The organism is Roseovarius maritimus (assembly GCF_043355895.2).
In the GTDB taxonomy this organism is placed as follows: domain Bacteria; phylum Pseudomonadota; class Alphaproteobacteria; order Rhodobacterales; family Rhodobacteraceae; genus Roseovarius; species Roseovarius maritimus.
Map to the genome: position 1 here is coordinate 145490 of NZ_JBHFPF020000006.1, position 17347 is coordinate 162836.

Genomic DNA, 17347 nt, shown 5'->3' on the forward strand with positions numbered 1-17347 from the left:
GTCCATCTTGTACACTGCTTAGACCCAGCTTTATGTCCAGATCGAACAAATAGCCTTATTCTGCCAGATGGCAGGCTGCCATCGTGCCGCTATCGCCGACGGGGCGCAGTTGCGGTCGCTCGGCGCGGCAGATATCCTGCGCGATCGGGCAGCGCGGTGCGAAGGGACAGCCGGGCGGCGGATTGACCGGATCGGGCAGCTCGCCGGGCTCGCGCGGGGCGTCGAAAGACCCGCCTTCGAGGCGCGGGATCGCATCCAGCAAAAGCTGGGTGTAGGGGTGCTTGGGGTCGCGATAAATCGCCTCGGTCTGCGCCAGTTCCATGACCTGGCCCAGATACATGACGGCTACGCGATCCCCGAAATGCTCGACCACGCTGAGGTCGTGCGTGATGAACATGTAGGTCAGACCACGCTCCTCCTGCAGGTCATTCAGCAGGTTCAGGATCTGCGCCTGGATTGACACGTCGAGGGCCGAGATCGGCTCATCCGCGACGATGAAGGCGGGATTGGTCACCAAGGCGCGGGCAATCGCAATGCGCTGACGCTGACCACCCGAGAATTCATGCGGCAATTTGCGCTGCCAGCTTTGGTCGCAGCCTGTGGCATCCAGCACATCCTCAACCTGTTTGCGGACATCGGCTTCGGATTTCTCCGGCATCAGATGGCGGATCGGCTCGGCCAATGTCTGGAAGACGTTACGGCGCGGGTTGAGCGATGCATAGGGGTTCTGGAACACCATCTGCATGTCGGCGCGGATCGGCTTGCGCTCGGCCTCGTCCATCGTGTCGATGCGGCGGCCCTCAAAATAGATCTCGCCCGAGGAGGGTGTCAGCAGGCCCATGATGGCCCGGCCAAGTGTGGTCTTGCCGCAGCCGGACTCGCCCACGACGCAGAAGGTCTCGCCCTGCTGGATCTGCACATCGACGCCCGACAGGGCGTGCAGCACGGGCTTTTCCCGGCTGAGGAAGTGCGTCGGCAGGTTGAAGCGCATTTCCAGCCCACGCGTTTCGACGATGGGGGTGGACGCGGATTTCGGATCGGTCATTCTACTGTCTCCGCATCCTTGGGCTCCCCGGCGTGATGCGACAGGTCCACGTGCATGGGGTGAAAACAGGCAACGCCATGTTCGAGAGGCGGCATGGCGGCGCGGCATTCATCCGTCGCGCGCTCGCACCTGGGATGATAGGGGCAGCCCGAGGGCAGGTTGGTGATGGGCGGCATGGAGCCGGGGATCTGGTAGAGCTTGGCACCACGGGCCGAGTTTTGCGGCAACGCTTTCAGCAGGCCGACCGCATAGGGATGCTTGGGCGCGTCGATGATGTCGCGGGTGCGGCCCGTCTCGACGCATTTGCCCGCATACATGATCATGATCCGCTCGGTCACCTCGGCGACAACGCCCAGATCATGCGTGATGAGGATCAGTGCCACGTCATTCTCGCGGCAAAGGCGCAGGATGAGCGACATGATTTCAGCCTGGATCGTCACGTCGAGCGCCGTTGTCGGCTCGTCCGCGATGATCAGCTCGGGATCGGTCAAGAGAGCGATGGCGATGACGACGCGCTGCCGCAGGCCGCCCGACAACTCGTGCGGATAGGCGTCCATGCGGCTCTCGGCCGAGGGGATGGCCACCAGTTTGAGTTTCTCGACGCAGAGCTTGTGCGCCTCGCGCGTGGAGATGCTGCGATGCGCCTTGAGCGTTTCGATCATCTGGGTGCCGATGCTGAGCACCGGATTCAGCGTGACCATGGGATCCTGGAAGATCATCGAGATTCGGTTACCACGGATCCGGCGGATCTGCCGCTCGGACATCGATAGAAGGTTCTGACCGTCGAAGGTGACCGAGCCTTTGGTGACGCGGCCCGGCTCGGCGATGAGGTTGAGGATGGCGAAAGCCAGCATCGACTTGCCGGCGCCCGATTCGCCCACGACGCCCAGCCGCTGGCCTTTTTCGAGCACCAGATCGACACCGCGCAGGGCCTCGACCTCGCCCTTTTTGCCGCGCGGAAAGGCGACATGCAGGTCGTTGACTTCGAGAAGTGCCATCAGTCGTCCCCCCGGCGCAGTTTCGGATTCAGCACGTCGCGCAACCAGTCGCCCAAGAGGTTGAGCGCCAAGACCAGCGTGACCAGCACGATTGCCGGGTAGAGGGTGATCCACCACGAGCCTGAAAAGATGAATTCAAAGCCAGACCGGATCAGCGAGCCAAGCGACGGCTTGTCGGTGGGCATGCCGAGCCCGAGGAACGACAGCGCTGCCTCGGTCATGATCGCCTCGGCCACCTGGATGGTCGAAATGACAAGAACGGGTGTCATCGCGTTGGGCAGGATATGGCCCCACATCACCTTGCGCGCGGGCAGGCCGATCACGCGAGCGGCGTCGACATACTCCTTGTTCTTCTCACCCAGAACGGACGACCGCACCGTGCGCGCGAATTTCGGCCATTCGGCGATGCCGATGATCAGGATCAGCATGATGATGGCATAATCGGCATAGACATTGGCATCGAAGGCCGCCTTGAAAAGAGCGAGCGCGATAATGGCGATCATCAATGTCGAAAGGCTCATCTGGATGTCGGCCATGCGCATGAGGAAGCTATCGACCCAGCCGCCGCGATAGCCGGCCCAGAGGCCGAGGCTGACGCCCAGGATGGCCTGCACGATCACCGCGCCGATCCCGATCAGCAGGCTGATACCCGTGCCATAGAGAATGGTGGAAAACACGCCGCGCCCCTGCGCGTCCGTTCCCAGCCAGAACCGCTCGTCCCCGCCTTCTCGCCAGGAGGGGGGCATTTCGCTGTCCATGATATTCAACTGCAGTAGATCATAGGGATTTTGCGGGGCGATCCATGGCGCAAAGACGGCCATGACGACGAGGATCAGAAGGACGATGCCCGCGCCGATGGCGACAGGGTCCGACAGGAAGCGTTTGATAAATCCTTGCCAGGTGATCATGACTTGGCCCCCGGAAGTTTCACCATCGGGTTGATGAGTGTGTAGATGAAATCGACGATGGTGTTCACGACCACGAAGATCAGACCGACGACGATGATGTAAGCGATGATAAGCGGGGTATCGACGCGGTTGACCGCCTCGAGAAAGAGAAAGCCCATGCCCGGCCACTGGAAGACCGTCTCGGTCAGGATCGTGTAGGCGATGAGCGTGCCGATCATCAGGCCGCCCACCGTCACGACCGGCAGAAGCGTGTTGCGGAAGGCATGGACATAGCGCACGCGCGGTGTGCTGAGGCCCTTGGCGCGGGCGAAACGCACATAATCGGTACCCATCGCCTCCATCATCTCGGCCCGGATGAGGCGGATGAAGAGCGGCAGCATGATTGAGCTGAGCGCGATGGAGGGCAGGATGAGGTGCGACAGGCCATCGAGCGTCAGCAGGCCCGTGTCCCAGCCCCAGGGCAGCTCGACCGTGTCACCACGTCCGAAGGCCGGCAGCCAGCCCAACTCGACCCCGAAGAGCCAGACCAAGAGGATCGCGGTCAGGAAGACGGGGATCGAGATGCCGATAATCGAGGCGGTCATGATGGTCTTGGCCAGCCATTTTTCGCGGTTGATGGCGCAATAGATGCCGCCTGGAATCGACAGCGCGAGAAAGATCACGACCGAGCCGAGGACGAGCTCGAATGTCGCGGGAAACTTGTCCATGATGACTTCAAGCGCCGGGCGCTTGAAGAAGTAGGAGGTGCCCAGATCGCCCTGCACGGCATTGCCGAGAAAGCGGGCGTACTGGACGAAGAACGGATCGTTCAGGCCCAGCTCGTCGCGCAGCGCCTGACGCTCGGATTCGGAGACGGATTGTCCGACCAATTCGCGCAGCGGATCGCCCAGATTGTCCTGGATCGAAAAGCCGATGAGCGAGATGACGAACATCACGATCACGGCCTGAATGGCGCGCCGGATGAGGAATGCGATGATATGCATGATGCGGATACGTCTCTGGCGGCTGCTGGAGGGGATGCGGCGAATGGGCGCCGTCTAGGCCGGTAAGGGGCCGGACGTCAAGCCGATTGGGCGGTTGACGCAGCGGCGGGCCGGATCGCTCCGGCCCGCCTGAAGTGCTTATTCTTCGATGACGAGGTCGCCCAGATAGGGGAAGTTCATCACGTTGAGGACCGGCTCGATGTTCACGCCCTTGCGTGCGGCCCATGCCAGATCCTGCCAGTGCAGCGGGATGTAGGCGGCCTCATCGTAGAGGATCTGCTCGACCTCCTGCAGCATCTCGGCGCGCTTCTCGTTGTCGGTTTCGTTGAGCGATGCCATGGTCAGCTCGTCAACACGCGCGTTCGAGTAGTTGCCCGAGTTGTACTGGCCTTTGCCGGTATCGGCATTGGGCGTCATGTTGAGGAATTCGTAGAAGTTGGCCGAATCCTCGGTGTCGGCATGCCAGCCGATCATCATGATGTCTGCTGCCCGCTCGTCGTATTCGGGCCAGTACTGTGCCTTGGGCATGGTGGTCAGATCGACGTCGATCTTGATCTGGGCCAGCATTGCCGCAGCCGCTTCGCAGATCTTGTAGTCATTCACGTAGCGGTTGTTGGGGCACATCATCGAGGCCGAGAAGCCATCGGCGTAGCCGGCCTCTTCCATCAGGGCGCGCGCCTTTTCCAGATCGAAGCGCGGCTCGAGATCGGGGTTGTGGCCCAGATACCCTTCGGGCGAGTTCTGCGCCGCGACGGTGCCGAAGCCTTTCATGATCTTTTCGACGATGCCCGCGTTGTTAATCGCGTTGTCCATCGCCAGGCGGACCTTGGGATTGGCCAGAGCCTCGTTGCGCTGCTGGTTCAGCTGCAGCGTGATGATGCGCGTGCCCGACATGGTGATCAGATTGGTGTTCTCATCATTCTCGATCCGCTCCAGATCGGTGGGCGGCACGGGCGCGATGAAGTCCACATCACCCGACAGCAGGGCCGCGACGCGGGTCGGCGCTTCCTTGATCGGGGTCAGGATGGCGGTCTGGACGTTGCCGGGGCTTTCGGCGTCCCAATAGTCGGGGTTGCGCTCGAACACCACTTTCACGCCCTGCTCACGCTCGGCGATGGTGAAGGGGCCGGTGCCCGACACGTTCGACGAAGCAAAGCTGTCGCCGTGCTTGGCAATCTCGGCGCCGCCTTCCTCGTAGAATTTCTTGTCGAGCGGGAAGACGTAAGTGGCCGTGTGCAGGACCAGCGGGCTGGGCCCGTCTGTCTTGATCTCGACCGTGTAGTCGTCAATCGCCTCGACCGAGGTCCAGCCCGAGAAGATGCCTTTGAAATCCGCCGAAGATTTCAGGCGCTCGATGGTCCAGACCACGTCTTCGGCAGTCATGTCATTGCCCGAATGGAATTTCACCCCCTCGCGCAATTTGAAGCGCATGGTCGTGTCATCGACCCGCTCCCAATCCGAGGCAAGGCGGCCGTCAAAGCCGAGGTCCTTGTTCCAGCGCACCAGCGGATCAAAGATCATGTGGCTCAGCTGAAGCGTGCCGCCGGAAAGCTGCTCATGCGGGTCGAGCGAGACAGGATCCGCGTCATACGCGAAATTCAGCGTTTGAGCCGGGGCCAGCGTGGCTGCGCCCATCAGCATCGCGGTCGCCGTCGCCGTGGCGAGGTGTCGAAGTGTTTTCATTATCATCTCCCTGAACTTTGTCGCGGCGGGGGCCGAATGAGCGGCGTCCGCCTTGGCGATGGCAAGAACGTGTCCCGATTCTTGGGTTATGTAAAGACCGTGTGATGAGCCATGCCAGACGACGCAAGGGAAAGTCGCTCTAGTTTCAGCGGGCTAAACCGTGCCAGGCACATTCCGTGCAGGTCTGGCGCGCGGGTCGATATGGCGCGGGAGCGGCGCTTGACCCTTTGCCGCGGGGCGATTAGTGATCGAAACGCTCAGGCATAGGCGCCGGGCGGCAGGGGGCGTTTTCGTGACTGAGCGGCTGATGTACCGGCTGGCATGGGTGGTCGCCGCGCTCTGCGTGGCGCCCATCGTGGCGGCTGCTCTGGCGGCGCTGGGCGGTGATCTGGAAACGTGGCGCGACGTGCTGTCCACGGTTCTGCCGCGCTACAGCGCGACGACACTGGCGCTGGTCGTGATCGTCGGCAGCGGCACGGCCATAATCGGCACCTTCACCGCATGGCTGGTCACGGTTTACCGATTCCCCGGGGTGCGCTGGCTGGAAGTGGCGCTGGCGCTGCCGCTGGCCTTTCCGGCATATGTGCTGGCCTATGCCTATACCTCGCTGCTGGACCATCCCGGCCCGGTCCAGACGCTGCTGCGCAGCGTGACCGGCTGGGGCCCGCGCGACTACTGGTTCCCCGAGATTCGTAGCCTTGGCGGCGCGGCCCTGATGCTGACCATGGTGCTTTATCCTTACGTCTACCTGCTCGCGCGCGCCTCCTTTCGCCAGCAAAGCTCGAACGCGTTTCTGGTGGCGCGCACGCTGGGGCGCTCGCCCCTCGCGGCGTTCTGGGCCGTGGCGCTGCCGATGGCGCGGCCGGCCATCGTGGGCGGCACGCTGCTGGCCATCATGGAGACGATTGCGGATTTCGGCACGGTCGCCTTTTTCAATGTCCAGACCTTTGCGACCGGCATCTATCAGGCGTGGTTCTCTCTGGGTGATCGTGCAGCGGCTGCGCAGCTGGCGCTGTGCCTTCTGACCTTTGCGCTGCTGCTGGCGGGGCTGGAGCGGGCGCAGCGCGGCAAGGTGCGCCGCGCGGGTCGGGGCGGCGCGCGCTTCGAGGTGTTGACCAAGCCGCGGCTGACCGGCTGGCGCGCATGGGGCGCGGTTGCGATCTGCCTGCTGCCGGTTCTGCTGGGCTTTCTCATTCCCGTAGTGATGCTGGGCATCATGGCCTACGGTTCGGGGCAGAACCTTCTGGATGGGCGCTATGTCAGCCTGATGGGCAATTCCGTGCTGCTGGCCATGGTGGCGTCGGTCCTGACCGTTCTGGGCGCGATCCTGATCGGATTCCGCGCGCGCACCGATCCGAGCCGGATCTCGCGCGGGCTGGTCGTGGGGGCGGGGCTGGGCTATGCGGTACCGGGCGGGGTCATAGCCGTCGGGCTGATGGTGCCGCTGGCGGGGCTGGACAATGTCATCGACCGGTTCATGGAGACGAATTTCGGCATCGACACGGGCCTGCTGATCACCGGTTCGATCTGGCTGATGGTGCTGGCCTATATGGCGCGCTTCATGGCTGCCGCGCTCAATGCCTATGACAGCGGCATGGCGACCGTGCCCGCGCATTACGACGCCATCGCGCGCAGTCTTGGCAAGGGCGCGGGGCGGCTCTTGTGGAAAGTGCATTTGCCGGTCGCCAAGACGTCAGTGCTGACCGCGCTGCTGATCGTCTTTGTCGATGTGATGAAGGAACTGCCCGCGACGCTGATCCTGCATCCGTTCAACTTCGAGACGCTCGCTGTCCAGGCGTATCGTCTTGCCGCGGACGAGCGTCTGCGCGAGGCGGCGGTGCCGTCGCTGGCGCTGGTGGCTTTCGGGCTGATCCCGGTGCTGCTGCTCTGCCGCACGATCGGGCGCGAGAGCGCGTGACCGCCCCGGTGTCAGTGCACGCCGGCGCCCACCAGACCAATGCCCGACAAGAGTGAGCCCCAGACCTTGAGCCGGGCCCCGGCCGCCTTGATCACGCCGCTTGCGCCGCCTTGCGCTGGGCCGGGATGGCAACGTCCAGATCGGTCTGGGCGACACCGGTCTGCGCCTCTGCGGCGGCCATGGCGGCCGCGGCGGTGGCGCGCTGCGTCTCAAGCTTGCGGACCGCGTCGGCCGTGCCGACATTTCGCTCAAGCAGGGTGCGGGCGTTGGCCAGATCTTGCTCGATCTGGTCCAGTGACACCTGCGCCTGATCGACACTCGCCCGCGCCGCCTTGATGGCCTCGCCCGCCTTGGTTTGGGCCGCGTCGATGGCATCGAACTGGGTGCGCGCCTGTTCGAGCGCTGCTTTCTGCATCGAATCGTCGATCCGGAAAAGGACATCGCCCCGCCGCGACCCGGCTGCCATTCGTGACATTGACCTCGGTCACCGGGCCGCTGGCCTGGGCGATGACCGAGATCGTGCGGAAGGGCAGGATGCCCGAATAGGTCGTGGGGTGAAAATAGAAGATGACGAGGAACAGCATGAAGGCCATCACCGCCCAGCTGAACACGGCCGATTTCATGTTCCAGACAGTCATCGCCTCGCCTCGTCGCGGCGCTTGAGCTGGAAATAACGGATGATGACGGGGAAAGACGTCAGAAGCAGTTCAAACATCGGTGCGCTCGCGATCTGCCGCATCGGAGGCGGCCGGTGCCGTATCGGCAGGGACAGTCTCGGCAATCGTTGTCTTGGTCAGGTGAAAGCGTGACCAATCCGCCATGAGCGCGACCAGGATCGCCGCCAACGGCAGCAGGATACTGAAATGGCCCAGCGGAAAGATCATGTAGAGAAGTGCGAGGACCAGCAAATTGGAAATGGTCTTGGTCAGGGGGCCCGTGCGAGCGGTGCTCGGCCCATCTGTCGAATGCGGCATACAGGACGACCAATCCATAAAGCGCGAGGCAGATCACGCCGAGGGCAATCCACGCCAACACATCCACATCGGCTGGCTGCACGAGCCACATAGGTTCAGCGTGCCCGCCACCATCTGCCATGACCCGATCCCTCCGGTTGTCCAAAAGGGTTGTGTTAGCCTGCGTTTTTCCGTCTCTCTATTGCCATGAGGCTTGTCGCATACGCTGCGGCACCTCTGCGGCATGAAAGTCGCGGCGTGCAGGGGCAGACCGGGTGCGGCGAGACGCCCGGGCCTTAATTCCCGGCGGTCCCCTTGCGGGCGGGTTGGCGCAGCACTAAGACTCCGTTAGGAATGATCCGCTAAACGGCGGACGCAGATTTCAGCATGCAAGGCGACTTATGAACGATCCAATGGACACCTACATGAACACACTCGTGCCGATGGTGGTCGAGCAGACCAGCCGGGGCGAGCGTGCCTACGACATCTTCTCGCGCCTGCTGAAAGAGCGCATCATCTTTCTGAACGGGCCGGTGCATGACGGCATGTCCAGCCTCATCGTCGCCCAGCTGCTGCACCTTGAGGCGGAGAATCCGTCGAAAGAGATCAGCATGTATATCAACAGCCCCGGCGGTGTCGTGACCTCCGGCCTGTCGATTTACGACACGATGCAATACATCCGGCCCAAGGTCTCGACGCTGGTGATCGGTCAGGCGGCCTCAATGGGCTCGCTTCTTCTGACGGCAGGCGCGCCCGGCATGCGCTTCTCGCTGCCCAATAGCCGGATCATGGTGCACCAGCCCTCGGGCGGCTACCAGGGCCAGGCGACGGACATCATGATTCACGCGGAAGAGACGCTGAAACTGAAAAAGCGCCTCAACGAGATCTATGTCAAACATACCGGCCAGACCTTGAAAAAGGTCGAGGAGGCGCTGGAACGCGACAATTTCATGTCGCCCGAAGAGGCCAAGAAATGGGGTTTGATCGACGAGATCGTCGAGAATCGCATCAAGCCTGAAGAGGACGACAAGCCGAAGTCCTGAGGGTAAAGGCGCTACCGGACGGCGCGGCATTTTGCGATTGTCGCCGCCCGGTGCCTGCCATAAGCTAAACGCCACGGCGGCCCGCCCCCCGCATTCGGGCCCCGATTTGCAACGCACCGCCCGAAAGGTAGAACATGTCGAATAGTTCAGGCAGCGACAGCAAGAACACTCTTTACTGCAGCTTTTGTGGCAAAAGTCAGCATGAAGTGCGCAAATTGATCGCGGGACCGACCGTTTTCATCTGCGACGAGTGCGTCGAGCTGTGCATGGATATCATCCGCGAGGAGACCCGCAGCGCGGGCCTGAAATCCTCGGAAGGCGTGCCCGCCCCGCGCGAGATTTGCGATGTTCTGGACGACTACGTGATCGGCCAATTCACCGCCAAGCGCGTACTCTCGGTCGCAGTTCACAACCACTACAAACGTCTGAACAATTCCGGCAAGTCGGGTGATATCGAGCTGCAGAAATCCAACATCATGCTGATCGGCCCTACCGGCTGCGGCAAGACGCTGCTGGCGCAGACGCTGGCTCGCATTCTGGATGTGCCCTTCACCATGGCCGACGCGACCACGCTGACCGAAGCGGGTTACGTGGGCGAGGATGTCGAGAACATCATTCTCAAGCTTCTGCAGGCGTCTGAATACAACGTTGAGCGCGCGCAGCGCGGCATCGTCTATATCGACGAGGTCGACAAGATCACGCGGAAGTCCGAGAACCCCTCGATCACCCGCGACGTCTCGGGCGAGGGCGTGCAGCAGGCGCTGCTCAAGCTGATGGAAGGCACCGTGGCCGCCGTTCCGCCGCAGGGTGGGCGGAAACATCCGCAGCAGGAGTTCCTGCAGGTGGATACGACCAACATCCTCTTTATCTGCGGCGGCGCCTTTGCCGGCCTCGACAAGATCATCGCGGCGCGCGGCAAGGGCAGCGCGATGGGCTTTGGCGCGGATGTGCGGGACAAGGACGATCGCGGCATCGGCGAGGTCTTCAAGGATCTGGAGCCGGAGGATCTGCTGAAATTCGGCCTGATTCCCGAATTCGTGGGTCGTCTGCCGGTGATCGCGACGCTCGAGGATCTGGACGAAGACGCGCTGATCACGATTCTGACCCAGCCCAAGAACGCGCTAGTCAAGCAGTATCAGCGCCTCTTCGAACTGGAGAACGCGCAGCTGACCTTTACGGACGACGCGCTGACCGCCATCGCCAAGCGCGCGATCCTGCGGAAGACCGGCGCGCGGGGCCTGCGCTCGATCCTCGAGGATATCTTGCTGGATACGATGTTCGAGCTGCCCAGCATGGAGAATGTCGAGGAAGTGATCGTCAACGAGGAGGCGGTCACATCGGGTGCCAAACCGCTGATGATCTACGCCGAGGCCGCCAAGAAGGAAGGCGCGTCGGCAGGCTGATAACCCAGTCACAGTCGCATGAGACGAGGGCAGACCATTACAGGTCTGCCCTTAGTCGTTTGAGCGGGCGACATGCCACCGATCCGCCGCTTTCCTGCGCTGCCAACACTGGACCTTTGCGCGGTGATGCGCCATATCAGGTGCAACGACCTTCGGAGGACGACATGGGCATTCTCAACTCGCTGCTGCGCGCCGTCACCTGGTGGCATGGCCAGACCCTCAACACTCAGTTTTATACCTGGCGCCGGGGCGTCAAGGTGGGCGAGGATTCGCAGGGCAACATCTTTTACCGCTCCAAGGATGGGGATCGCCGCTGGGTGATCTACAATGGCGAGGCCGAGGCGAGCCGCGTCAGCCCCGAATGGCATGGCTGGCTGCACCACACCTATCAGGACCCACCGACCGAGTCGCCCTTGCCGCACCAGAGCTGGGAAAAGCCGCATTTGGAAAACCTGACCGGAACGGCGCTGGCCTATGCACCCGCCGGGTCCATCCGCCGCAGCGAGCCGAAGCTGCGCAGCGATTATGAGGCGTGGCGTCCCGAATAGGACGCGACGCCAAAGCAGAGAGCGGAAATGACCGAAAACAAGAGCGAAATCTTCGTGGGCGCCGTGGTGCTAGCTGTGGCGATCGGCTTTGTCGTCTATGCGGGCAAGCTGACCGGTGCCTCGGCGAGCGGCGACAGCTATGAGCTGAGCGCGTCGTTCCGCTCGGCGGACGGGATCACCGTGGGTACGGATGTGCGCCTTGCGGGCGTTAAGGTGGGCCGCGTGACATCTATGGCGCTCGATCCCACGACATACCGTGCGGGCACCACGATCAGCGTGGCCGAGGGCATAGATGTGCCCGATGACAGCGCGCTGGCAATCTCGTCCGAAGGACTGCTTGGCGGAAACTATGTCGAGATCCTGCCCGGCGGCTCGCCCATGTATTTCGCCCCTGGCGACCAGATCGAGTTTACCCAAGGATCGGTCAGCCTTGTCTCCCTGCTGATGAAGTTCGTCGGCGGCGATGAGGACGGCGGGGCGCCTGCGGAATGAAACTCGCTTCTCTCGCGCTGGCCCTGCTGCCCGGATTGGCGACGGCTCAGGAAGATGCATCGCTCGGTACCGGCGCGGTGTTGCGCGGCCTCGAAAAGGTGTCGGGCGATATCGTCGACATGACCTTGCAGCCCGGCGAGCAGGCCCCGATCGGGCCGCTGACCGTCGAGCTGAAGGAATGCCGCTATCCTCAAGGCGATCCGGCGGCGGATGCCTTCGCGTTTCTCACGATTCGAGATGAAGGCGCTGCGGAGCCAATTTTTTCGGGTTGGATGATTGCGTCCTCGCCCGCTCTCAATGCGCTGGATCACCCGCGGTTCGACGTTTGGGTGCTGCGCTGCAGAACAGAGTAGGGCGATACGTCCAGCGGCACTTGCGTGATCCGCGCAGGTCGTTGAAGCGCCTGTGACAGTTCGCGGCGATAGGCGGCACAGCTGATCTCGATCGCACCAAGGCTGGCAAGATGGTCCGTCAGAAACTGGGTGTCGAAAAGGGTGAAACCGCAGCGTCTCAGATGATCGACCAGATGCGCGAGCGCCAGTTTCGAGCCGTCCGTGCCGCGTGAGAACATGCTCTCGCCGAAGAATGCCGCGCCAAGCGTCACACCATATACGCCGCCGATCAGTGCACCTTCGCACCAGATCTCCAGCGAATGGGCATGACCCATCTCGTGCAGCATGATGTATTGATTGCGGATTTCGCGGTTGATCCACGTCTCGTCCCGGTCGGCGCAGGCATCGACGACACCGGCGAAATCGGCATTCAACGATACCTCGTATGCGCCGCGCCGCATTCTCTTGGCCAGACTGCGCGAGATATGCAAGCCATTCAGTGGAATGACACCGCGACGGCGCGGACTGACCCAGAAGATCTCGGGATCGTCGCGCCCCTCGGACATCGGAAAGATGCCCGAGGCATAGGCATGAAGCAGAAGGTCGGGCGTCAGTGAAAAATCGCTATCCTTCATACTGCCCTCGCAGATGTCCCCCTAGCCGCGCAGGTTGGTCTCCAGCCAATGCTCCAGCCAGTGGATGTTGTAGTCGCCGGTCTGGATGTCCTGGTTCTGCAGCAACGCATGAAAAAGGGGCACGGTCGTGTCGACCCCGTCGACGATCAACTCGCCCAAGGCCCGGTTCAGACGCGCCAGCGCAGCAGGCCGGTCAGGGCCGTGCACGATCAGCTTGCCGATCAGCGAATCGTAATAGGGCGGGATCGAATAGCCATCATAGAGCGCGCTATCCATGCGCACGCCCAGACCGCCGGGAGCGTGAAACTGCGTGATCCGGCCTGGACGGGGCGCGAACTCGGGCAGCTTCTCGGCGTTGATGCGCACTTCGATAGCATGGCCGGTGATCTTCAGGTCGTCCTGCTGAAACTCCATCTCAAGGCCTGCGGCCACGCGGATCTGTTGGCGCACCAGGTCGACACCAAAGATGGCCTCGGTCACCGGATGTTCGACCTGAAGGCGCGTGTTCATCTCGATGAAATAAAACTCGCCGTTTTCGTAGAGAAACTCGATCGTGCCCGCGCCGGTATAGTTGATGCGCGCCACGGCATCGGCGCAAATCTTGCCGATACGGTCCCGCTCTTCCTGGGTGATCGAAGGGCCGGGTGCTTCTTCGAAAACCTTCTGGTGCCGACGCTGAAGCGAGCAGTCTCGCTCACCCAAATGCACGGCGCGGCCCTTGCCATCGCCAAAGACCTGGATCTCGATATGGCGGGGCGTGGTCAGGTATTTCTCTATGTAGACTTCATCATTGCCGAAATTCGACTTGCCCTCGGCGCGGGCGGTCTGGAAGGCGCGCTCCATCTGGGCGGCGTTCTCGGCCACTTTCATGCCCTTGCCGCCACCGCCGGCAGTCGCCTTGATGATCACCGGATAGCCGATTTCCTCGCCGATGCGCTTGGCCTCGTCCAAGGTCGGCACGCCGCCCTCGCTGCCCGGCACGCAGGGAACGCCCAGCTGCTTCATCGTGTCCTTGGCCGTGATCTTGTCGCCCATGACGCGGATATGCTCGGCGGTGGGACCGATGAAGGTCAGGCCGTGATCCTCGACGATCTGCACGAAGGCCGCGTTTTCCGACAGGAACCCGTAGCCCGGATGGATCGCCTGTGCGCCCGTAACCTCACAGGCGGCGATGATGGCGGGAATGGACAGGTAGCTGTCGGTACTGGCCGGGGGACCGATACACACGCTCTCATCCGCCATGCGCACATGCATCGCATCGGCATCGGCGGTGGAATGGACGGCGACGCTGTGAATGCCCATCTCGCGCGCGGCGCGGATGACCCTCAGGGCGATCTCGCCCCGGTTGGCGATCAGGATCTTGTCGAACATGGGTTTGCCTTACTCGATGATCATCAGGGGGGCGCCGTATTCCACGGCGCCGCCATCCTCGACGAGGATCCGCTTGACCGTGCCGCCGCGCGGGGCGGGGATATGGTTCATCGTCTTCATCGCCTCGATGATCAGCAGCGTATCGCCCTCGCTGACCTTGTCACCGACCGACACGAAGGCGGGCGCCCCCGGCTCGGCCTGCGTGTAGACCGTGCCAACCATGGGCGAGGTGACGGCGCCGGGATGGCTGGCCGGATCCTCGCCCTGCGCTGGCGCGGGTGCTGCGGCGGGCGCGGGCGCACCGGGCGCGTGGGGCTGCGGCATGGGCGCGGGCGCGGCGTAATGCTGCTGCGGGGCGGCCTCTACCTTGCGGCTGACGCGCACGTTCAGGCTGTCATCCTCGCCATACTCGCGCTTGACCTGAAGCTCGGTCAGCTCGTTCTCGTTCAGGAGTTCGGCCAGCGCCTTGATGAAGGCGACGTCGTCGTCATGCGATTTCTTGGGCATCGTTGATCCTCAAAGGGCTTGCGCCCGTCTTGGCGCATTGTGATTTTTGCCGCTTATATGGCATGCGGGCGGCATAGAAAACCGGGTTTGTGCAAGGGCGGCGCGCCGGGCGACAGGGCGCCTGTGACGCCTGCGGGTTGCCTTGGGTGGGCTCTGGCCTTAAATGCATGTGAATTCCATGCGGTCGCAGCCTACCCGCTCAAAACAAGGACAAAATATGAAGGTCATAGTCATCTGCTCCGGCGGGATGGACTCGGTTGCATTGGCGGATCGCTATGCGGCCTCGGGCGAGTTGCATGCGCTCTTGTCGTTCAATTACGGCCAGCGGCACGCCAAGGAGCTGGATTTCGCCGCCCTCTGCGCGCGCCGTCTGGGCGTGCCGCATCATATGATCGATATCGGCGCCATCGGCGCGGCCCTCAGCGGGAGCGCGCTGACGGACGATATCGACGTGCCGGACGGGCATTACGCCGAAGAGACGATGAAGATCACGGTCGTTCCCAATCGCAACGCCATCATGCTGACCATCGCCTTCGGCATGGCCGCCGCGCAAAAGGTGGATGCAGTGGCGACCGCCGTGCATGGGGGCGATCATTTCATCTATCCCGACTGCCGTCCTGATTTCATCGCCGCCTTTCAGGCGATGGAGGATCGCGCGATGGAGGGCTATGCCGATATCCGCCTGCTGACGCCCTATATTCATGGCTCGAAGGCGGATATCGCCACGGACGGCGCAAAGAACGGCACGCCATTTGCCGAGACATGGTCCTGCTACAAGGGCGGCGATCTGCATTGCGGCCGCTGCGGCACCTGCATCGAGCGGCGCGAAGCGTTTCATCTGGCGGGGATCGAGGATCCGACGGTCTATGCCGATCCCGACTTCTGGCGCGCGGCCACTGGAACGGAAGGGTAAGCCATGTATCGCATCACCAAGGAATTTCACTTCTCGGCCTCGCATCAGCTGTTTGGCCTGCCGGAAGATCATCAATGCGCGCGCCTGCATGGCCATAACTACATCGTCGTGATCGAGCTGGTGTCGGATGACCTGAATGCGCATGGCTTCGTGCGCGACTACCTCGAGTTGGCGCCTCTGAAGCGATATATCGACGACGAGTTGGATCATCGCCACCTAAACGACGTGCTGGGTGACGATTGCGTGACTGCTGAACGGATGGCCAAGCATCTTTATGACTGGTGCGCCGCCCGTTGGCCGGAAACCGCCGCCGTAAGAGTCAGCGAAACACCCAAGACCTGGGCCGAGTATCGGCCATGAGCGAAGTGCTCCGCATCTCGGAAATCTTTGGCCCAACCATCCAGGGTGAGGGCGCGCTGATCGGCGTGCCGACAGTCTTCGTACGCACGGGCGGCTGCGATTTTCGCTGCGTCTGGTGCGACAGCCTGCATGCCGTGGACAGCGAGTACCGCCATACATGGGCGCCGATGAGTGCCGAGGCGGTGATGGGCGAGGTCCGGCGCCTCTCGGGCGGGGTGCCGCTGACCGTGACGCTCTCGGGTGGGAACCCCGCGATCCAGCCGATGGGCGATCTGATCGAGATGGGGCGCGCCGAGGGCTATGATTTCGCCATTGAGACGCAAGGCTCGGTTGCGCGTGATTGGTTTTCGCAGCTGGGCATGCTGGTGCTCAGCCCCAAGCCACCCTCGTCGGAGATGGAGACGGACTGGGACATCCTGCAGGATTGTATCGACGCCGCCAACGGCGCGCCGACGGTGCTCAAGATCGTCGTCTTTGACGAGGCGGATTATACCTATGCGCGGGAGGTGGCTGCGCGCCATCCCGGACTGCCGATCTACCTGCAACCCGGCAATCATACACCGCCCCCGCCTGAGGATGACAGCTGGGCCGTCGATCAGGAGGGCATCGACGAGCGGATGCGCTGGCTGGTCGACCGGGTCATCGCAGATCACTGGCACGCTGCGCGCGTGCTGCCGCAACTTCATGTGATGCTATGGGGAAACAAGCGCGGCGTGTGAGCCCGCGAGAGGAGACGAGATGAGCGAGAATATCTACCAGGATCTCAAGCAGTTGGGCGCCAATACCGCGCTGCCCGAGGATCCCGCCGCGGCCGAGCTGGAACGCGTGAGGAACCCGCAAGCCGATGTCCTTTATAATGTGCGCTTCGTCGCGCCCGAGTTCACGTCGCTTTGCCCGATGACGGGCCAGCCTGATTTCGCGCATCTGGTGATCGACTACGTGCCGGGCGCGTGGCTGGTCGAGTCGAAATCGCTGAAGCTCTACCTCGGGAGTTTCCGCAATCACGGCGCGTTTCACGAGGATTGCACCGTCAGCATCGGGCGCCGCATTGCCGACTTTACGCAGGCCAAATGGCTGCGCATCGGCGGCTATTGGTATCCGCGCGGCGGTATTCCCATCGATGTGTTCTGGCAGTCGGGCGAAATGCCAAAAGGCGCCTGGATCCCGGATCAGGGCGTGCCGCCCTATCGCGGGCGCGGCTAGGACTTTTCATCGAAACGTCTTCGGCCAAAAATTCCGGCGAAATTTTGCGCCC

20 protein-coding genes are annotated in these 17347 nt (G+C 62.6%); 10 read left to right on the top strand and 10 right to left on the bottom strand.

Annotated features, from left to right (window positions below; genetic code table 11):
- Window positions 1–55 precede the first annotated feature (55 nt).
- The 5 genes from ACEWPM_RS12755 to ACEWPM_RS12775 all read right to left on the bottom strand — a co-directional run bounded on the left by ACEWPM_RS12755 (window position 56) and on the right by ACEWPM_RS12775 (window position 5617).
- Complete coding sequence (locus ACEWPM_RS12755) at window positions 56–1045, bottom strand: ABC transporter ATP-binding protein (protein WP_393962503.1); 990 nt, start codon at window positions 1043–1045, stop codon at window positions 56–58.
- Complete coding sequence (locus ACEWPM_RS12760; RefSeq protein ID WP_393962502.1) at window positions 1042–2043, bottom strand: ABC transporter ATP-binding protein; 1002 nt, start codon at window positions 2041–2043, stop codon at window positions 1042–1044. Before ACEWPM_RS12760 ends, ACEWPM_RS12755 begins: the two co-directional genes overlap by 4 nt.
- Complete coding sequence (locus tag ACEWPM_RS12765) at window positions 2043–2951, bottom strand: ABC transporter permease (protein WP_393962501.1); 909 nt, start codon at window positions 2949–2951, stop codon at window positions 2043–2045. The genes ACEWPM_RS12760 and ACEWPM_RS12765 overlap by 1 nt, the downstream gene beginning before the upstream one ends.
- Complete coding sequence (locus ACEWPM_RS12770; protein ID WP_393962500.1) at window positions 2948–3934, bottom strand: ABC transporter permease; 987 nt, start codon at window positions 3932–3934, stop codon at window positions 2948–2950. The genes ACEWPM_RS12765 and ACEWPM_RS12770 overlap by 4 nt, the downstream gene beginning before the upstream one ends.
- Window positions 3935–4072: 138 nt before the next feature.
- The gene (locus tag ACEWPM_RS12775) at window positions 4073–5617 is read right to left on the bottom strand and encodes an ABC transporter substrate-binding protein (RefSeq protein ID WP_393962499.1); all 1545 of its coding nucleotides are present in this window, start codon (window positions 5615–5617) and stop codon (window positions 4073–4075) included.
- 307 nt (window positions 5618–5924) lie between these two features.
- Between ACEWPM_RS12775 and ACEWPM_RS12780 the strand changes: the two genes are divergently transcribed.
- On the top strand, window positions 5925–7535 hold the full coding sequence (locus ACEWPM_RS12780; RefSeq protein ID WP_393962630.1) for an ABC transporter permease: 1611 nt from the start codon (window positions 5925–5927) through the stop codon (window positions 7533–7535).
- A gap of 91 nt (window positions 7536–7626) precedes the next feature.
- On the opposite strand, the gene ACEWPM_RS12785 is transcribed toward ACEWPM_RS12780, so the two are convergent.
- Together ACEWPM_RS12785 and ACEWPM_RS12790 are read right to left on the bottom strand one after the other, a co-directional pair.
- Window positions 7627–8010, bottom strand: a complete 384-nt coding sequence (locus ACEWPM_RS12785) for an HlyD family secretion protein (RefSeq protein ID WP_393962498.1) — start codon at window positions 8008–8010, stop codon at window positions 7627–7629.
- Between the two features lie 232 nt (window positions 8011–8242).
- Complete coding sequence (locus tag ACEWPM_RS12790) at window positions 8243–8509, bottom strand: hypothetical protein (protein ID WP_393962497.1); 267 nt, start codon at window positions 8507–8509, stop codon at window positions 8243–8245.
- A gap of 380 nt (window positions 8510–8889) precedes the next feature.
- Between ACEWPM_RS12790 and ACEWPM_RS12795 the strand changes: the two genes are divergently transcribed.
- The 5 genes from ACEWPM_RS12795 (at window position 8890) to ACEWPM_RS12815 (ending at window position 12327) form a co-directional block, all read left to right on the top strand.
- Window positions 8890–9531: an ATP-dependent Clp protease proteolytic subunit gene (locus tag ACEWPM_RS12795; RefSeq protein ID WP_393962496.1), complete on the top strand. Its 642-nt coding sequence runs from the start codon at window positions 8890–8892 to the stop codon at window positions 9529–9531.
- A 134-nt stretch (window positions 9532–9665) separates the two neighbouring features.
- Entirely contained in the window at window positions 9666–10934 is a 1269-nt protein-coding gene (clpX, locus tag ACEWPM_RS12800) for an ATP-dependent Clp protease ATP-binding subunit ClpX (RefSeq protein WP_393962495.1), read from the top strand.
- A gap of 164 nt (window positions 10935–11098) precedes the next feature.
- Window positions 11099–11482 carry an NADH:ubiquinone oxidoreductase subunit NDUFA12 gene (locus tag ACEWPM_RS12805; RefSeq protein WP_393962494.1) on the top strand — a complete coding sequence of 128 codons (384 nt, stop codon included), beginning with the start codon at window positions 11099–11101 and terminating at the stop codon, window positions 11480–11482.
- A gap of 27 nt (window positions 11483–11509) precedes the next feature.
- Entirely contained in the window at window positions 11510–11974 is a 465-nt protein-coding gene (mlaD, locus tag ACEWPM_RS12810) for an outer membrane lipid asymmetry maintenance protein MlaD (RefSeq protein WP_393962493.1), read from the top strand.
- Window positions 11971–12327 carry a DUF2155 domain-containing protein gene (locus tag ACEWPM_RS12815; protein WP_393962492.1) on the top strand — a complete coding sequence of 119 codons (357 nt, stop codon included), beginning with the start codon at window positions 11971–11973 and terminating at the stop codon, window positions 12325–12327. Before mlaD ends, ACEWPM_RS12815 begins: the two co-directional genes overlap by 4 nt.
- Here the strand turns inward: ACEWPM_RS12815 and aat are convergent.
- Genes aat through accB form a run of 3 tightly spaced genes read right to left on the bottom strand, consistent with a single transcriptional unit; the run spans window position 12282 to window position 14819 of the window.
- Window positions 12282–12941 carry a leucyl/phenylalanyl-tRNA--protein transferase gene (gene aat, locus ACEWPM_RS12820; RefSeq protein WP_393962491.1) on the bottom strand — a complete coding sequence of 220 codons (660 nt, stop codon included), beginning with the start codon at window positions 12939–12941 and terminating at the stop codon, window positions 12282–12284. The two genes, ACEWPM_RS12815 and aat, sit on opposite strands and share 46 nt — an antisense overlap.
- 21 nt (window positions 12942–12962) lie before the next feature.
- Entirely contained in the window at window positions 12963–14312 is a 1350-nt protein-coding gene (gene accC, locus ACEWPM_RS12825; protein ID WP_393962490.1) for an acetyl-CoA carboxylase biotin carboxylase subunit, read from the bottom strand.
- A gap of 9 nt (window positions 14313–14321) precedes the next feature.
- Entirely contained in the window at window positions 14322–14819 is a 498-nt protein-coding gene (gene accB / locus ACEWPM_RS12830) for an acetyl-CoA carboxylase biotin carboxyl carrier protein (protein WP_393962489.1), read from the bottom strand.
- Between the two features lie 217 nt (window positions 14820–15036).
- On the opposite strand from accB, the gene queC reads away from it, so the two are divergent.
- From queC to queF, 4 genes are read left to right on the top strand one after another with little or no spacing between them, the layout of a single operon-like run.
- Window positions 15037–15732 (top strand): 7-cyano-7-deazaguanine synthase QueC, encoded by a 696-nt coding sequence (gene queC / locus ACEWPM_RS12835; protein WP_393962488.1) that lies wholly within the window; start codon window positions 15037–15039, stop codon window positions 15730–15732.
- A 3-nt stretch (window positions 15733–15735) separates the two neighbouring features.
- Window positions 15736–16092 carry a 6-pyruvoyl trahydropterin synthase family protein gene (locus ACEWPM_RS12840; protein ID WP_393962487.1) on the top strand — a complete coding sequence of 119 codons (357 nt, stop codon included), beginning with the start codon at window positions 15736–15738 and terminating at the stop codon, window positions 16090–16092.
- The gene (queE, locus tag ACEWPM_RS12845; protein WP_393962486.1) at window positions 16089–16811 is read left to right on the top strand and encodes a 7-carboxy-7-deazaguanine synthase QueE; all 723 of its coding nucleotides are present in this window, start codon (window positions 16089–16091) and stop codon (window positions 16809–16811) included. Before ACEWPM_RS12840 ends, queE begins: the two co-directional genes overlap by 4 nt.
- Before the next feature lie 19 nt (window positions 16812–16830).
- The gene (gene queF / locus ACEWPM_RS12850) at window positions 16831–17295 is read left to right on the top strand and encodes a preQ(1) synthase (RefSeq protein ID WP_393962485.1); all 465 of its coding nucleotides are present in this window, start codon (window positions 16831–16833) and stop codon (window positions 17293–17295) included.
- Window positions 17296–17347: the final 52 nt, after the last annotated feature.

What these genes read in the sequence shown, in the direction of transcription:
- accB (WP_393962489.1), bottom strand. Translation starts at nt 14,819, where the DNA reads ATGCCCAAGAAATCGCATGACGACGACGTCGCCTTCATCAAGGCGCTG.
- clpX (WP_393962495.1), top strand. Translation starts at nt 9,666, where the DNA reads ATGTCGAATAGTTCAGGCAGCGACAGCAAGAACACTCTTTACTGCAGC.
- ACEWPM_RS12775 (WP_393962499.1), bottom strand. Translation starts at nt 5,617, where the DNA reads ATGAAAACACTTCGACACCTCGCCACGGCGACGGCGACCGCGATGCTG.
- ACEWPM_RS12780 (WP_393962630.1), top strand. Translation starts at nt 5,925, where the DNA reads ATGTACCGGCTGGCATGGGTGGTCGCCGCGCTCTGCGTGGCGCCCATC.
- ACEWPM_RS12790 (WP_393962497.1), bottom strand. Translation starts at nt 8,509, where the DNA reads ATGCCGCATTCGACAGATGGGCCGAGCACCGCTCGCACGGGCCCCCTG.
- aat (WP_393962491.1), bottom strand. Translation starts at nt 12,941, where the DNA reads ATGAAGGATAGCGATTTTTCACTGACGCCCGACCTTCTGCTTCATGCC.
- ACEWPM_RS12765 (WP_393962501.1), bottom strand. Translation starts at nt 2,951, where the DNA reads ATGATCACCTGGCAAGGATTTATCAAACGCTTCCTGTCGGACCCTGTC.
- ACEWPM_RS12755 (WP_393962503.1), bottom strand. Translation starts at nt 1,045, where the DNA reads ATGACCGATCCGAAATCCGCGTCCACCCCCATCGTCGAAACGCGTGGG.
- queE (WP_393962486.1), top strand. Translation starts at nt 16,089, where the DNA reads ATGAGCGAAGTGCTCCGCATCTCGGAAATCTTTGGCCCAACCATCCAG.
- ACEWPM_RS12785 (WP_393962498.1), bottom strand. Translation starts at nt 8,010, where the DNA reads ATGTCACGAATGGCAGCCGGGTCGCGGCGGGGCGATGTCCTTTTCCGG.
- queF (WP_393962485.1), top strand. Translation starts at nt 16,831, where the DNA reads ATGAGCGAGAATATCTACCAGGATCTCAAGCAGTTGGGCGCCAATACC.
- ACEWPM_RS12770 (WP_393962500.1), bottom strand. Translation starts at nt 3,934, where the DNA reads ATGCATATCATCGCATTCCTCATCCGGCGCGCCATTCAGGCCGTGATC.
- ACEWPM_RS12760 (WP_393962502.1), bottom strand. Translation starts at nt 2,043, where the DNA reads ATGGCACTTCTCGAAGTCAACGACCTGCATGTCGCCTTTCCGCGCGGC.
- ACEWPM_RS12815 (WP_393962492.1), top strand. Translation starts at nt 11,971, where the DNA reads ATGAAACTCGCTTCTCTCGCGCTGGCCCTGCTGCCCGGATTGGCGACG.
- ACEWPM_RS12805 (WP_393962494.1), top strand. Translation starts at nt 11,099, where the DNA reads ATGGGCATTCTCAACTCGCTGCTGCGCGCCGTCACCTGGTGGCATGGC.
- ACEWPM_RS12840 (WP_393962487.1), top strand. Translation starts at nt 15,736, where the DNA reads ATGTATCGCATCACCAAGGAATTTCACTTCTCGGCCTCGCATCAGCTG.
- queC (WP_393962488.1), top strand. Translation starts at nt 15,037, where the DNA reads ATGAAGGTCATAGTCATCTGCTCCGGCGGGATGGACTCGGTTGCATTG.
- mlaD (WP_393962493.1), top strand. Translation starts at nt 11,510, where the DNA reads ATGACCGAAAACAAGAGCGAAATCTTCGTGGGCGCCGTGGTGCTAGCT.
- accC (WP_393962490.1), bottom strand. Translation starts at nt 14,312, where the DNA reads ATGTTCGACAAGATCCTGATCGCCAACCGGGGCGAGATCGCCCTGAGG.
- ACEWPM_RS12795 (WP_393962496.1), top strand. Translation starts at nt 8,890, where the DNA reads ATGAACGATCCAATGGACACCTACATGAACACACTCGTGCCGATGGTG.